This window comes from Micromonospora sp. SYSU B005, assembly GCF_055362685.1.
This window is the reverse complement of record NZ_JAXCFU010000006.1, coordinates 181,860-196,821: the sequence shown is the minus strand read 5'-3', so window position 1 is coordinate 196,821 and position 14,962 is coordinate 181,860. Positions and strand designations below refer to the sequence as shown.

The 14,962-nt window shown below is 74.5% G+C and carries 13 protein-coding genes; 7 read left to right on the top strand and 6 right to left on the bottom strand.

Annotated features, from left to right (window positions below; translation table 11 throughout):
- Positions 1-18: 18 nt before the first annotated feature.
- Positions 19-507: a glutathione peroxidase gene (locus tag SM452_RS16420; RefSeq protein ID WP_366625645.1), complete on the bottom strand. Its 489-nt coding sequence runs from the start codon at positions 505-507 to the stop codon at positions 19-21.
- 143 nt (positions 508-650) lie between these two features.
- Between SM452_RS16420 and SM452_RS16415 the strand changes: the two genes are divergently transcribed.
- The 4 genes from SM452_RS16415 to SM452_RS16400 all read left to right on the top strand — a co-directional run bounded on the left by SM452_RS16415 (position 651) and on the right by SM452_RS16400 (position 5,498).
- Positions 651-2,300, top strand: a complete 1,650-nt coding sequence (locus SM452_RS16415) for a glycosyl hydrolase family 18 protein (RefSeq protein WP_135241313.1) — start codon at positions 651-653, stop codon at positions 2,298-2,300.
- Positions 2,301-2,473: 173 nt separating this feature from the next.
- Positions 2,474-3,004 carry a hypothetical protein gene (locus SM452_RS16410; protein ID WP_355511635.1) on the top strand — a complete coding sequence of 177 codons (531 nt, stop codon included), beginning with the start codon at positions 2,474-2,476 and terminating at the stop codon, positions 3,002-3,004.
- Positions 3,005-3,061: 57 nt separating this feature from the next.
- Complete coding sequence (locus SM452_RS16405) at positions 3,062-4,468, top strand: class II 3-deoxy-7-phosphoheptulonate synthase (protein ID WP_013475760.1); 1,407 nt, start codon at positions 3,062-3,064, stop codon at positions 4,466-4,468.
- A gap of 10 nt (positions 4,469-4,478) precedes the next feature.
- Complete coding sequence (locus tag SM452_RS16400; protein WP_463840268.1) at positions 4,479-5,498, top strand: threonine aldolase family protein; 1,020 nt, start codon at positions 4,479-4,481, stop codon at positions 5,496-5,498.
- A gap of 50 nt (positions 5,499-5,548) precedes the next feature.
- Here the strand turns inward: SM452_RS16400 and SM452_RS16395 are convergent, their stop codons facing one another.
- A complete protein-coding gene (locus SM452_RS16395) occupies positions 5,549-6,418 on the bottom strand; it encodes a deoxyribonuclease IV (RefSeq protein ID WP_209310332.1) in 870 nt (289 codons plus the stop codon).
- Positions 6,415-8,400: a Stk1 family PASTA domain-containing Ser/Thr kinase gene (gene pknB / locus SM452_RS16390; protein ID WP_463840207.1), complete on the bottom strand. Its 1,986-nt coding sequence runs from the start codon at positions 8,398-8,400 to the stop codon at positions 6,415-6,417. Before pknB ends, SM452_RS16395 begins: the two co-directional genes overlap by 4 nt.
- A gap of 130 nt (positions 8,401-8,530) precedes the next feature.
- On the opposite strand from pknB, the gene SM452_RS16385 reads away from it, so the two are divergent.
- On the top strand, positions 8,531-8,911 hold the full coding sequence (locus SM452_RS16385) for an Rv2175c family DNA-binding protein (RefSeq protein WP_135241310.1): 381 nt from the start codon (positions 8,531-8,533) through the stop codon (positions 8,909-8,911).
- Between the two features lie 101 nt (positions 8,912-9,012).
- Here the strand turns inward: SM452_RS16385 and SM452_RS16380 are convergent, their stop codons facing one another.
- Together SM452_RS16380 and SM452_RS16375 are read right to left on the bottom strand one after the other, a co-directional pair.
- Positions 9,013-10,095: a polyprenyl synthetase family protein gene (locus tag SM452_RS16380; protein ID WP_355511640.1), complete on the bottom strand. Its 1,083-nt coding sequence runs from the start codon at positions 10,093-10,095 to the stop codon at positions 9,013-9,015.
- Positions 10,096-10,158: 63 nt separating this feature from the next.
- On the bottom strand, positions 10,159-11,562 hold the full coding sequence (locus SM452_RS16375) for a helix-turn-helix domain-containing protein (RefSeq protein ID WP_463840206.1): 1,404 nt from the start codon (positions 11,560-11,562) through the stop codon (positions 10,159-10,161).
- Positions 11,563-11,789: 227 nt separating this feature from the next.
- Here SM452_RS16375 and metF point away from each other — a divergent pair, with 227 nt between their 5' ends.
- Together metF and SM452_RS16365 are read left to right on the top strand one after the other, a co-directional pair.
- The gene (metF, locus tag SM452_RS16370; protein ID WP_355511644.1) at positions 11,790-12,707 is read left to right on the top strand and encodes a methylenetetrahydrofolate reductase [NAD(P)H]; all 918 of its coding nucleotides are present in this window, start codon (positions 11,790-11,792) and stop codon (positions 12,705-12,707) included.
- A 44-nt stretch (positions 12,708-12,751) separates the two neighbouring features.
- Positions 12,752-13,441, top strand: coding sequence for a CDP-alcohol phosphatidyltransferase family protein (locus SM452_RS16365; RefSeq protein ID WP_013287633.1), 690 nt, complete (start codon positions 12,752-12,754; stop codon positions 13,439-13,441).
- 33 nt (positions 13,442-13,474) lie between these two features.
- Here SM452_RS16365 and SM452_RS16360 read toward each other — a convergent pair whose 3' ends face one another.
- Positions 13,475-14,962: a phytoene desaturase family protein gene (locus SM452_RS16360; protein ID WP_355511646.1), complete on the bottom strand. Its 1,488-nt coding sequence runs from the start codon at positions 14,960-14,962 to the stop codon at positions 13,475-13,477.

Genomic DNA, 14,962 nt, shown 5'->3' with positions numbered 1-14,962 from the left:
CCGGCGGCGGTGTGCCCGTCAGGCCGGCAGGACCTTCTCGATCGCCGCGCGCAGCTCAGGATCCTCGGGCGTGACCTGCGGGCCGAACCGGGCGGCCACCGTGCCGTCCGGCGCGACGAGGAACTTCTCGAAGTTCCAGCGCACGTCGCCGGTGTGCCCCTCGGCGTCCGGCGTGGACACCAACTCCGCGTAGAGCGGGTGCCGGTCCGGCCCGTTGACGTCGACCTTCTCCGTCAGCGGAAACGTCACGCCGTAGTTGACCTGGCAGAACTCCTCGATCTCGGCGGCGCTGCCCGGCTCCTGGCCGGCGAACTGGTTGCACGGCACGCCGAGCACGGTCAGCCCGCGTCCGGCGTACGTGTCGGCGAGTTCCTGAAGGCCCGCGTACTGCGGGGTGAGGCCGCAGCGGGAGGCCACGTTGACCACGAGCAGGGCGCGGCCGCGGTAGCCGCCGAGGTCGGCCGGGCCGCCGGTGAGGGCGTCGATCTGGACGTCGAAAACGGTCATGGAACGAGGCTACGGGCCCTGGCGCCCAGCGTCCCGCGCCACCCGTGAAATCGATGCATCGACATCTTGACTAAGTGGTGACGGCGTGAGTAGCGTCTCAGCAATCAATTTGGAAAGTTTCCTAACTATTGGAGGGACGCCGTATGAAGAGATCGCTCCGCCGGGCCCTGTGGGCCACCGGCGCCGTGGTCGCGCTCGCGGTCGCCGCGGTGCCCATGACCACCGCGTCGGCCGCCGGCAGCGTCACCGCCACGTTCGCCAAGGTGCAGGACTGGGGGACCGGCCACGAGGGACGGGTGACAGTCACCAACGGCACCAGCTCCACCGTCAACGGCTGGCGCATCGAGTTCACGCTGCCCTCCGGCACCTCGATCAGCAGCTCCTGGGACGCCGACATCACCCGCAGCGGTGACCGCTACGTCGCGGTCAACAAGAGCTGGGCGTCGACGCTCGCCCCCGGCGCCAGCTTCAGCTGGGGCTACAACGGCACCGGCGCGTACAAGGCGCCGGTGAGCTGCACGATCAACGGCGGCTCCTGCACCGGCGGCGGCACGCCGACGACCACCGCGCCCACCACGGCGCCGCCCACCACCGCGCCGCCCACCACCGCGCCGCCCACGACCGCCCCGCCGACGACCGCCCCGCCGACCACACAGCCGCCCACCACGCCGCCGCCCGGCGGCAAGAAGGTCGTCGGCTACTTCGCCGAGTGGGGCGTCTACGCCCGCAACTACCACGTCAAGAACATCCACACGAGCGGCTCGGCCGCCAAGCTGACCCACATCCTGTACGCCTTCGGCAACACCACCGGCGGCCGCTGCAGCATCGGGGACAGCTACGCCGACTACGAGAAGGCGTACACCGCGGCGGACAGCGTCGACGGCGTCGCCGACACCTGGGACCAGCCGCTGCGCGGCAGCTTCAACCAGCTGCGCAAGCTGAAGAAGATGTACCCGAACCTGAAGGTGCTCTGGTCCTTCGGCGGCTGGACCTGGTCCGGCGGCTTCACCCAGGCCGCGCAGAACCCGGCCGCGTTCGCCGACTCCTGCTACTCGCTGGTCAAGGATCCGCGCTGGGCGGACGTCTTCGACGGCATCGACGTCGACTGGGAGTACCCGAACGCCTGCGGCCTCCAGTGCGACAGCAGCGGCCCGAACGCGTTCAAGAACGTGGTCTCGGCCCTGCGGAGCAAGTTCGGCTCAAGCTTCCTGGTCACCGCGGCGATCACCGCCGACGGCAGCAACGGCGGCAAGATCGACGCCACCGACTACGCCGGCGCCGCGAACAACCTCAACTGGCTGATGCCGATGACGTACGACTACTTCGGCGCCTTCAACGCGCAGGGGCCGACCGCGCCGCACTCGCCGCTCTACTCCTACGCCGGCATCCCGCAGCAGGGCTTCTGGTCGGACGCGGCGATCCAGAAGCTCAAGTCCAAGGGCGTACCGTCCAGCAAGCTGCTGCTCGGCGTCGGGTTCTACGGACGCGGCTGGACCGGCGTGACCCAGGCCGCCCCCGGCGGCAGCGCCACCGGCGCGGCACCGGGCACCTACGAGGCCGGCATCGAGGACTACAAGGTGCTCAAGAACAGCTGCCCGGCCACCGGCACCGTCGGCGGCACGGCGTACGCCAAGTGCGGCAGCAACTGGTGGAGCTACGACACCCCGTCGACCATCGGCGGGAAGATGAGCTACGCCAACAGCCAGGGCCTCGGTGGCGCGTTCTTCTGGGAGCTCTCCGGTGACACCAGCAACGGTGAGCTGATCGGCGCCATCAAGGGCGGTCTCGGCTGAGCCGAGTGCCGACGCACCACCCACCCGGCGGGGAGGGGCCGCACCGGCCCCTCCCCGCCCGCGTGCCGTCCTGGCCGAGCGCGCCGATCCGGGTCAGGATGGGGAGTCACCCGGCCACGCGGGCCGGGTGTGGCACACTCGCCGCTCGACGAGTCCACGCGACGGGAGGACAGATGGGTCGCAGCCACCGGGACCGGTTCGCCGGGCTCGCCGTCCTCGCACTCCTGCCCGCGGCGCTGGCCGCCTGCGGCTCGGGCGGCCAGGACGGCGGAGACACCCCGCCCAGCGGGAAGGCGCCGGCCGAGGAGGCGGCGGCCAAGAGCCGCGAACGTGTGCAGGCGTACCTGGACGCGCTCACCGCCCGCGACGCCGCCGCCGGCCGCAGTCAGCTCTGCGCGCCCATGCACGCCGCCTTCGACTCCGCCGCCACCGGCCCGAACGGCGACTTCGCCGACCACTTCACGGTGCCCGAGGCGACGATCACCGAGGTCCGCTCCGGCCCGAACGGCCAGGAGGTCAGCGCCTCGATCACTGTTGCCGCCGGCTCGCGCAAGGCCGCCCGGTCGTTGCTGTTCACCGTCACCCGTAACGGGGCGGACTGGTGCATCTCCGGCGAGGTGCCGGGCGGCGCGCCGGTCGACCCGGACGTCAGCCCCTCCGGGCCGCCACCGGGGAAGCCGGCCCCGCCGGTGCCCTCCCAGTGACCGGAACCATCCCCCTCGGCGGCGAGTGATCGCGACGGTCGCCGTACGCTTTCCTTCATGCGCCATGAGTGGCATCAGCTGAGTCACCCCGCCGTGGGCAGCCCTGGTCTGCAGACCAGCCGCCCGACCGCCGACTCCGCCGAGGACGCGGCCCTCGGCCTCGACCGATGGCGGGAGCTGCCGCGCGCGCAGACCCCGCCGTGGGACGACCCGGCCCAGGTCGCCGAGGTCTGCCGGGTGCTGGACACGGTGCCGTCGGTGGTCGCGCCCTACGAGGTCGACCAGTTGCGGCAGCGGCTCGCGCTGGTCTGCGAGGGCAAGGCGTTCCTGCTCCAGGGCGGTGACTGCGCGGAGACCTTCGCCGACAACACCGAGAGCCACCTGCTCGCCAACGCCCGCACGCTGCTCCAGATGGCCATCGTGCTCACGTACGGCGCGTCGCTGCCTGTGGTCAAGGTCGCCCGGGTCGCCGGCCAGTACACCAAGCCCCGGTCCCTGCCGACCGACGCCCGGGGGCTGCCCGCCTACCGCGGCGACATGATCAATTCCCTGGAGGCCACGCCGGAGGCGCGGGTCGCCGACCCGCAGCGCATGATCCGGGCGTACGCGAACTCGGCCGCCGCGATGAACATGCTCCGCGCGTACCTGGCCGGCGGGCTGGCCGACCTGCACGCCGTGCACGACTGGAACAAGGACTTCGTGCGGCGGTCCCCGGCCGGCGAGCGCTACGACGCGATCGCCCGCGAGATCGACCGGGCTCTGGCCTTCATCCGGGCCTGCGGGATGACCGACGACGAGGCGCTGCGCACCGTCACGCTGCACTGCTCGCACGAGGCCCTGGCGCTGGAGTACGACCGGGCGCTGACCCGGATCTCCAACGGCAAGGCGTACGGCCTGTCCGGGCACTTCCTCTGGATCGGTGAGCGGACCCGGCAGATCGACGGCGCGCACATCGACTTCATCTCCCGCATCGCCAACCCGATCGGCGTCAAGCTCGGCCCGACGACCACCCCGGACGAGGCGATCGAGCTCTGCGAGAAGCTCAACCCGGACAACATCCCCGGCCGGCTCACGCTGATCAGCCGGATGGGCAACCACCGGGTACGCGACGCGCTGCCCCCGATCGTCGCCAAGGTCACTGCGGCGGGCGCGAAGGTCGTCTGGCAGTGCGACCCGATGCACGGCAACACGCACGAGTCCTCGAACGGCTACAAGACCCGGCACTTCGACCGGATCGTCGACGAGGTGCTCGGCTACTTCGAGGTGCACCGCGGCCTGGACACCCACCCGGGCGGCCTGCACGTCGAGCTGACCGGCGAGGACGTCACCGAGTGTCTCGGCGGCGCCCAGGGCATCGAGGACCTCGACCTGCCCGACCGGTACGAGACCGCCTGCGACCCCCGGCTCAATACGCAGCAGTCGCTGGAGTTGGCGTTCCTGGTGGCGGAGATGCTCCGTGGCTGACGCGAGGAATCTGATCGATCTGCGGACGGACACCGTGACCCGGCCGACGCCGGGGATGCGGGAGGCGATGGCCGCCGCCGAGGTGGGCGACGACGTCTACGGCGAGGACCCGACGGTCACCGCGCTGGAGACCGAGGTGGCCGCGCTGTTCGGCCACGAGGCGGCGCTGTTCGCCCCGAGCGGCTCGATGGCCAACCAGATCGCGCTCCAGCTGCACGTACCGCCCGGCGACGAGCTGCTGTGTGACGCCGACGCGCACGTGGTCACGTACGAGGTGGGCGCCGCCGCCGCGTACGGTGGGATCTCCTCGCGGACCTGGCAGGCGGTGGGCGCGGAGCTGGACCCCGACGTGGTGGCCGGGATGATCCGGCCGGACGGCTACTTCGCGGTGCCCACGCGGGCGATCGCCGTGGAGCAGACCCACAACCGGGGCGGCGGCGGAGTGATCCCGCTGCCGACGCTGCGGCGGATGCGTGAGGTCGCCGACGAGCACGGGGTGGCCCTGCACTGCGACGGCGCGCGGATCTGGCACGCGCATGTGGCCGACGGGGTGCCGCTGGCCGAGTACGGCGCGCTGTTCGACACGCTCTCGGTCTGCCTCTCCAAGGGCCTCGGCGCGCCGGTCGGCTCGCTGATCGTGGGTAGCGCGGAGAAGATCGCCCGGGCGCGGTTCCTGCGCAAGCGGATGGGCGGCGGCATGCGGCAGGTCGGCATCCTGGCCGCCGCCGGCCGGTACGCGCTGGCGCACCACGTCGAGCGGCTCGCCGACGACCACGTGAAGGCGGCCCGGCTGGCCGAGGCGGTCGCCCCGCACGGGGTGCTCGCGGCGGCGGTGCGTACGAACATCGTGCCGCTGGACCTGACCAAGCACCCGCTCGACGCGCACGCGCTGGCGGCGGCCGCGCGGGCGGAAGGGCTGCTGATCTCGGTGCTCGGCCCGCGTACCGCCCGGCTCGTCACCCACCTGGACGTCACCGACGCGCAGATCGACCGCGCCGCCACCATCCTGAACACCGCCCTGCGCGCCTGACCCGCCCGCCCCGCCCCGCCGGCAGAGGCGGGGGAGGGGCCGAGGGACCGTCAGGGGTGGAGGCGCTTCAGGGTGGCTATGTCGGCGGCGTGGCCGACGTGCTTCTCCGTGGGGGTCTCCACCAGCACGGGCACCCCGGCGGTCGCCGGATGCCGCATCAGCTCGGCGAACGCCGGTTCCCCGATGGTGCCCTTGCCGATGTTCTCGTGCCGGTCCCGGGTGGAACCGCACAGGTCCTTCGAGTCGTTCGCGTGCACCAGCCGCAGCCGGTCCGCGCCCACTGTCGCGACCAGCGTGTCGAGCGTGGCGGTCATGCCGCCCTCGGCGGCCAGGTCGTGACCGGCGGCCCAGGCGTGACAGGTGTCGAAGCAGACCCCGAGCATCGGGTGCCGGTCGACCGCGTCCAGGTAGGGGCCGAGGTGCTCGACCCGGGACGCCAGTGACCGGCCGCCCCCGGCGCTCGGCTCGACCAGCAGCATCGGCCCGCCGGTGGCCGCGACCTCGTCGAGCAGCGGGAGCAGCGCCTCCCGGACCTGCCGCAGGGCCGCCTCGGCGTGACCGGCGTCGACGGCGCTGCCGGCGTGGAACACCACGCCCTCGGCACCGATCGCCCGGCCCCGCCGCAGCGCGTGCGCCAGCGTCTCGGCCGACCGGGTCACAGTCGCCGGGGTGGGGGAGCCGAGGTTCACCAGCAGCGACGCGTGGATGAACACAGGCAGGCCGCGCTCGCCGCACCCGTCGCGGAACGACGCGTCCTGCGCCGGGTCACCGGCCGGCAGCGCCCAGCCCCGCGAGTTCGAGACGTAGACCTGCACCACCTCGGACCCGGCCGCGTCCGCGTACGGCAGAGCCGCCCGGGCCAGGCCGCCGGAGGTGGGGGTGTGCGATCCCACCCGGCGGCGGCCGTCACATCCGCTCACAGGCACGTCACCGTGATCGTCGTACCCGGCGGCACCGGCGTGTTCTCCGCCGGGTTCTGGATCCGGACGATGCCGTTCGGGTTGAGCTGGACGTTGACCGGGAAGCCCTGGCTCTCCAGCGTCTGCTTGGCCTGCTGGCACGGCATGTCGATCACCCGGGGCACGGCCACCTGCGGCGGGCCCTTGCTGATCTCCAGCTTGACCTGGGCGCCCTTCTCCACGCCGGTGCCGTCGGCCGGGCTCTGGCCGAGGATCTCGTCCTTCGGCTTGTCGGAGTCCTTGACGTTCTCCACCGGCTTCAGCCCGAGCTGCGCGAGGATGGTGCGCGCCTCGGTGAGGCTCTTGCCGACCAGGTTGGGCACCGTCACCGGCGCGCGACCCTTGCTGAGGATCACCGTCACCTTCGCCCCGGGCTTGACCTCTGTGCCCACCTTCGGGTCGGTGGCCAGCACCACACCCGCCGGCAGGGCGTCGTCGTACCGGGAGGAGCCCTTGGCCACGACCAGGTTGACGCCCTCCAGTTCGGCCTGGGCCAGCGCGTAGTCCTTGCCCACCACGTCCGGCACCGGCAGCCGCTCCGGACCGAGCGACAGGGTCAGCGTGATCGTGCCGCCCTTGACGATCCGCGCGGCCGAGCCGGGATCCTGCCCGAGCACCGTGTCCTTGGGGACGTTCTCGTCGTAGCGCGGTGCGGCGTACCGCAGCGTGAAGCCGCCGCGCTCGGCCCGCGCCTCCGCGTCGGCCTTGGTCAGGCTCACCAGCTGCGGCGCGACCGTGTAGCGGCCCACGCCGAACCACCAGCCACCCCCGGCGGCGACCAGGCCGAGCACCACGACCACCGCGGCGACGGCCAGCCGCCCGTGCGGCGAGCCCATGATCCGGGTACGCAGGGCGGCGAACCCGGTCCCCGGAACGTCCTCCTCGACGGCGCGGCGCCGGTGCGGGCGCTGCGCGGCGCCGCTCTCGGGCAGCCGGGCCCACGCCGGGCGCTCGACCGGTTGGAGCGCGGCCACCATCTGGGTCGGCTGGCTCAGCACCGCGGTGTCGTCGCTGAGCTGCGGCAGCACGGTGGTGTGCGCGTGCGGGTCGCCCAGCTGGTCGCGGACCGCCTGCACCTCGCTCAGCAGCGCGGCGGCGTCGGTCGGCCGGCCGGCCGGATCCCGCCGGGTGGCCCGGGCGACGAGCGCGTCGAGGGCCGGCGGCAGCGTCGGCACCAGCGTCGACGGCGCCGGTACGTCCCGGTCGACGTGCTGCCAGGCGACCTCCACCGGACGGTCGCCGTCGTAGGGCACCCGGCCGGTGAGCATCTCGAACAGCACGATGCCGGCCGAGTAGACGTCGGTGCGCGGGTCCGCGTGGCCCTGGGTGACCAGCTCCGGCGCCACGTACGCCACGGTCGCCATGAGCTGGTTGCCGTTCTCGTCCTCGGCGCTGGCCTCGACGGCCCGGGCCAGCCCGAAGTCGGCCACCTTGACCACGCTGTCGACCAGGTTGCGGCTGCCGCCGGTGGGCACCTCGGCGACCAGCACGTTCTCCGGCTTGACGTCGCGGTGCACCAGGCCGGCCCGGTGCGCGGCGGCGAGCGCGGCGAGCATCTGCTCGGTGATCGCCAGTGCCTCGTCCGGGTTCAGCCGGCGGCGCTCGGCGAGCACGTCGCGCAGCGTGCGGCCGCGGACGTACTCCATCACCAGGTACGGCAGGCCGGCGTGGATGCCCTGGTCGTAGACCGCCACCACGTTCGGGTGGGTGAGCCGGGCGATCGTCTTCGCCTCGTCGGTGAAGCGTTCGACGAAGCCGGCCATCCGGGCCCGGGCCTGCGGCGCCTGGGTCGGGTGAATGATCTTGACCGCCACGGTGCGCTCCAGGCGCTCGTCGGTGGCGGTGTACACGGTCGCCATGCCGCCACGGGCGACGCGCCCGCGAATGCGGTAGCGCCCCTCGATCAGCGAGCCCAGCAACGTGTCGGCGACCTGTGTGTCCATCGGCAGGCAGTCTATGTGTCGGAAGGGTGAAGGTAGAACAGGATGCTACCGCCGGGTTGCGACACGGGGGGACCGCCACGGTGCGGGGTGCCGCGCGCCGCGCCCGGCGGGCACGTGGCAGGGTGGTCGGGTGACCGATTCCGTACCCGCCGAGACCGGCCCCGACCTGGCCGGACCGGCCGACCCGGCCGGCTGGCTGACGCTGCCCGACGTGGCCGAGCGCCTGGACCTGTCGATCAGCAAGGTGCACCAGATGATCCGCGACCGCGAACTGATCGCGGTACGCCGCGACGGCGTGCGCCGGATCCCGGCCGACCTGGTGGCCAACCGCACCGTGCTCAAGCATCTGCCCGGCGTGCTCAACCTGCTCGCCGACGCCGGGTACGACGACGAGGAGGCGCTGCGCTGGCTCTACCGGGAGGACCCCAGTCTTCCCGGCACCCCGGCCGTAGCCCTCGGCGGCGACCTGGCCCGCGAGGTCAAACGCCGAGCCCAGGCCGTCGCCTTCTAACCCTCCCACCCACCCGCCCGTCCTCGTCGATCATGAAGTTGGCGGCACGATCGGAGATCGACTTCGCCGCCAACTTCATGATCGACGCCACCTGACAAGGGTCAGGCGGGGCGGCGGGTGGCGGCGATGGCCAGGTCGACCAGGGCCTGGCGGGCCTCGGTGTCCAGGTCGACAGCGGTCAGCGCGGCCAGGGCGCTCTCGGTCAGCGCGGTGATGTGCCGTTCGGCCCGATCCAGCGCGCCGCTCGTCGTGATCAGCTCGCGCAGCCGGTCCACCCCGGCCGCGTCCAGGTCCGGTACGCCGAGCCCGGCCAGCAGCGCCTCCCGGCCGGCCTGGTCGAGCGTCTCCAGAGCCGCCGCCACCAGGTACGTCCGCTTGCCCTCGCGCAGGTCGTCGCCGGCCGGCTTGCCGGTGCGCTCCGGGTCGCCGAACACACCGAGCACGTCGTCGCGGAGCTGGAACGCCTCACCCAGCGGCAGGCCGTACGCCGAGTAGGCGGCGTGCACCTCGGGCGGCGCGCCGGCCAGCGCGGCGCCCAGCAGCAGCGGGCGCTCGACCGTGTACTTCGCCGACTTGTACCGGGCCACCTTCGCGGCCCGGTCCAGCGAGGTGTCCCCGGTGGCCTGGGTCAGCACGTCCAGGTACTGCCCGACGGTCACCTCGGTGCGCATCTCGTCGAAGACCGGCCGGGCCCGGGCCACGGTGGCCGGCGGCAGGCCGGAGGAGTGCAGCAGCTCGTCGGACCAGACCAGGCACAGGTCGCCCAGCAGGATCGCCGCGGCGTCGCCGAAGGAGTCCGCGTCGCCGCCCCAGCCGGCCGTACGGTGCCGGGTGGCGAACCGCCTGTGCATCGCCGGCTCGCCCCGCCGGGTGTCCGACCGGTCCATCAGGTCGTCGTGGATCAGCGCGCTGGCCTGCACGAACTCCAGCGCCGCCAGGGTGGCGACGACCTGGTCGGAGTCGATCCCGCCGGCGCCCCGGTAACCCCAGTAGCCGAACGCCGGGCGCAGCCGCTTGCCGCCGCCCAGCACGAACGCCTCGATCGCCTCGGCGACGGGCAGCAGGCCGTCGTCGACGGCGGTCAGCCAGCCACGCTGGCCGGCGAGGAACTCGGTGAGCGCCTTGTCGATCCGCTGGCGCAGGCCGGCACGGTCGACGGGGGATACGGGAGCAGCGTGGGTCACGCCACGACGCTAGCGGTTCACACCCGTTCCCGCCGCGCCCGGCGTCCCGGCGTGCCTCGTGGCTCACCTGCCCGGACGGTCGCGCAGGTGGCGCGGCACGCCGGACGGCAGGTACGGGCGGGCCGCGGTGACCAGTCGCGCGTACCCCCGGCTGGCCGGCGCGGGCGGCGCGTCTGCCAGGCCGCGACGGAACGCGGTGAGCTGGCCTACGGCCCGGGCGGAACCGGACCGGACCGCGTCGAGCAGCGCCTCGCCGGCCACCGCGCACGCCTCGGGCACCGCGCCCAGGCCCAGGTGTCCGCGGGCCAGCCAGCCGCCGTAGACGGCCGACCGGCGCGGGCGGCCCGGCGCGACCACCACCGGCGTCAGCAGCGGCACGGCGGCGGCCGGACGGCCCAGCGCGACGAGCGTGCGCCCGGTCATCGCCGCCAGTTCGGCCGCGTCGAGCCAGTACAGCCAGGGCGGCTCCCGGCCGGGCTCCGGCGTGCCCGCCCGGTCCGCCCCGGCCAGCGCCTGCCCGGCGGCGCGGGCACGCCCGGCGAGCGCGGCGGCGAGCGCCACCCGGTGCAGCAGCAGCGCCCGCAGACCGGGCGTGGCGGTGGCGCGGGCGGCGGCGTACCCGATCCGGGCCAGGACCAGCGCGCCGGCCGGGTCGCCGGCGTCGGCCAGCAGGTGACTGGCCGACGCGAGCACGTGCCCGGCCAGCGGCGGCTGCCCGGCGGCGACCGCCGCCCGCAGCGCCAGCCGGTACGCGACCAGGCCCCCGCCGGGGTCCCCGGCGTCGGCGGCCAGCCAGCCGGCGAGCTGCGCCGACTCGGCGAGCGCGGGCAGTAACGCGCGCCGGCCGGCGGGCCCGGCGCGCCGGTAGCCGCGGACCGCGTGCCGCAGCCGGCGGGCGCCGTACCCGGCGAGGTCGCCGCCGCCGAGCAGGTCGTCCCAGCGCCGCAGCGTGGCGAGCGTCACCCGGTCCGCCGGGTGACCACGGCCGGCGGGCTCGTCCGGCCCGCGCGGGACGCCGAGCGACAAGGCCTCGTCCGCCGGCGTGCCCCCGTCGTCCCGCCCGGGACGGCCGTGCCGCGGCGGCGCGGCGGCGAACGGACCGGCCGGCGTGCGGCCGCCCGGGTCGGCCGCCCAGCGGTACGCGAGCGTGAGCAGGGCCAGCCGGGCCCGGGAGCCGGCCGGGTCGACCACCGCGGGCGCCACGCCCAGCCGGCGGCTGCGGGCGGCGGCCCCGGCCAGCACCTCGCCCGGCACCCGCAGGACAGTCGCCAGCCAGGCGGACCAGAAGTCGCCGGGAAGCCGCAGCTGGCGCTCCCAGCGGGACACCTCGTTGCGGGTCAGCGTGGGCACGCCGGAGGCGGCGCAGAGCTCGTCGGCCAGCCGCTGCTGGCTCCAGCCACGGGCGGCCCGCAACTCGGCCAGCAGCGGCCCGAGCAGGCGCGGGGCCGGCGGCGGGGACGGGATCATCGGAACCTCCGGGGCGACGGCGCGGATGGCGACGCGGACGCCCGGCCAGGTGGTGGCGCCGGTGCGTCGCCGTCGTGGCGACCCCCGCGCGGGCCCCCGGAACGGCCGTCGGCCGCCCCACCGCGCTGCCGCATTTCTACCCCCGGGGTACGACGTCGCGCCGGGACAGGTGTTCGCGGGCTGGGAAGATTCCCGGTGCGGCGTGCCGTCCCGGTTACAGTCGGTCCGTGGCGCTCGGTCTTCCCTCGGTCCTTCCCAATCCCCAGCCGGCCATCGGGGAGCTGATCCGTGACGGCCGCCCCACGTTCTCCTTCGAGTTCTTCCCGCCGAAGACCCCGGCCGGGGAGAAGCTGCTCTGGCAGGCCATCCGCGAGCTGGAGTCGCTGCGGCCCTCGTTCGTGTCGATCACCTACGGCGCGGGCGGCTCGACCCGCGACACCACGGTGGCGGTGACCGAACGCATCGCCACCGAGACGACGCTGCTGCCGATGGCGCACCTGACCGCGGTGAACCACTCGGTCGCCGAGCTGCGGCACGTGATCGGCCGGCTGGCCTCGGTCGGGGTCCGCAACGTGCTGGCCGTGCGGGGCGACCCGCCGGGCGACCCGGGCGGCGAGTGGATCGCCCACCCCGAGGGCGTCCGGTACGCCGAGGACCTGGTCCGGCTGGTCCGCGACAGCGGCGACTTCAGCGTCGGCGTGGCCGCGTTCCCGTACAAGCACCCGCGCTCGCCGGACGTGGACAGCGACACCGCGCACTTCGTCCGCAAGTGCCGGGCCGGCGCGGAGTTCGCGATCACCCAGATGTTCTTCGACGCCGACGAGTACCTGCGCCTGCGCGACCGGGTCGCCGCCGCCGGCTGCGACACCCCGATCCTGGCCGGGGTGATGCCGGTGACCCAGATCGGCACCATCGAACGCTCGGTGCAGCTGTCCGGCGCGCCGTTCCCGCCCGCCCTGGCGCAGCGGTTCGAGCGGGTGGCCGACGACCCGGAGGCGGTCCGCCGACTCGGCGTCGAACAGGCGGGCGAGATGTGCGAGAAGCTGCTCGACGAGGGCGTGCCGGGGATCCACTTCATCACCCTCAACCGGTCCACCGCGACCCGGGAGGTGTGGCAGCGGCTGCGCGCCGCCGCGCGGGTGTGACCACCCGCCACACGACACCCGCGCCGTGCTTCTACGGTTGATCCGTGGTGGGCACACAGCTGAACTGGGACCAGTACGCGACCGCGTGGGCGCGGCTGCACGGCGGCTTCGATCCGCGTACCGCCGCGCCGGTGGTGCGCGCCTGGCTGCGCTTCGCCTACCACGTGGGCTACGTGCTGGGCCGGCTGCGCGTCGGCCCCACCCCGGTGACCGTGTTCGGGGTGCTGCTCTGCTTCTGCGTACCCCTGTTCGTGGAGCGGCCCGGCAACGGGCCGTTCCTGGGCGCGTTGTTCGTGCTGCTGGCGGCCGTGGCCGACAGCGTGGACGGCGCGGTGGCGGTCGCGACCGGCCGCACCACCCGGCTGGGCTACGTGTACGACTCGGTCGCCGACCGGCTCGGCGAGGTGGCCTGGCTGGTCGCGTTCTGGCTGCTCGGCGCGCCGGGCGCGCTGGTCGCGGCGGCCGGTGGGCTGTCCTGGCTGCACGAGTACGTGCGGGCGCGCGCGGTCTCGGCGGGGATGCGGGAGATCGGCGCGGTGACGGTGGGGGAGCGGCCCACCCGGGTCTGCGTGGCGCTGGTCGGGCTGCTGGTCGCCGGGCTCACCGGGCTGATCGACGCCGACCTGACCGCCGGCACGATCACCATGGCCACCACGGTCTGGGTGCTGCTCGCCGGGTTCGGCCTCGGTCAGTTGCTCTCCGCCGTCCGCCGCGCCCTGGTCGACGCCGGCTGACCGCCGCGCGCCCGTGCGGCGGTCGGCGACACCTCACCAGGCCGGGCCGACCGCCTCGGCGACGATCTCCGCGGACAACGTCACCATGGGCAGCCCGCCGCCCGGGTGACTGGAGCCGCCGACCAGCCAGAGCCCGGCCACCGGCCCCCGGTTGGCCGGGCGCAGCAGCCCGCCCGCGGTGCCGTAGATCGCCCCGCCCGGCGCGCCGGTGGCCGCGTCCAGGTCGGCCGGGGTGCGGATCTCCCGGAACACCAGCCGGTCCCGCACGTCGGCACCGCGCTCGGCCAGCACGTCCAGGATCCGGTCCGCGTACGCCTCGGCCAGGCCCGGCCGCCGCCAGTCCACAGCGCTCGCGGCGGTCCCGTGGCGGGGCGCGTTGACGAGCACGAACCACGCCTCGTGGCCGTCCGGGCGGACCGCCGGGTCGTCGGCGGCGGTGACGAACACGGTCGGGTCGGGCGCCGGGCGGGCCCGTACCCCGCGACCCGGGTCGCCGAACACGGCGTCGAACTCGGCGTCGTAGTCGCGGGGGAAGAAGACGGTGTGGTGGGCCAGCCCGGAGTCGCCGCGTACGCCCAGCAGCAGCACGAACCCGGCCAGGCTGCGGTCGGTGAGCGCGGCCAGCCGGCGCGGGTCGGGCAGCAGGTCCCGGTAGAGGGTGAGCGCGTCCACGTTCGCCACCACCACGTCGGCGGGCACCGGCGCGGCGGACCCGGCCACGCGTACCCCGTGTACCCGCCCGCCCGCGGCGTCGATCCGGGTGACCGCGGCGTCGGTGCGTACCACCACACCCAGGTCCAGGCAGCGCGACAGCAGCGCGTCGGCGAGCGTGCCCAGTCCGCCGCGCAGGTACCAGCCGCCGTACGCCAGCTCGGCGTAGGGGACGGCGACGAGCGCGGCCGGGGCGCGGCGCGGGTCGGCGCCGGTGTACGTGGCGTACCGGTCCAGCAGCATCCGCATCCGCGGGTCGGACAGGTGGCGGCGGCCCAGCCCGCGCAGACTGCGGCCGGGGCCGATGGCGGCCAGGTCGCCCAGCCGCCAGGCCAGCGCCGCCAGGTCACGGGGCGAGTCGACGGTACGGCGCAGGATGTCCCGGTGCGAGGCCGCCCACACCCGGTCCGCGCGCCGCCACAGCCCGCGCCAGTCGGCGGCGGACCGGTCCCCGAACGCGGCGCCGATCCGGGCGGCGAACTCGTCCGGGTCGGCGCAGGAGTCGAGCGTGGGCCCGCCCCCGGGGAAGACGTGCCGCACGATCGGGTCCAGCGGGACCAGGTCGAGGTATTCGTCGAGCTTCGCCCCGGTCGCCTCGAACAGGTCGTGGAAGACCTGCGGCAGGGTGAACAGGCTCGGCCCGGTGTCGAAGTGCCACACCCCCTCCGGGGTGTGGTGGGCGTACCGGCCGAGCTTCCCCCCGACCGTGCCGGCCCGTTCGAGGACGGTGACCTCGTGCCCGGTGACCGCGAGCCGGGCGGCGGTGGCTAGCCCGCCCACCCCGGCGCCGATGACCACGATGCGCGCCAT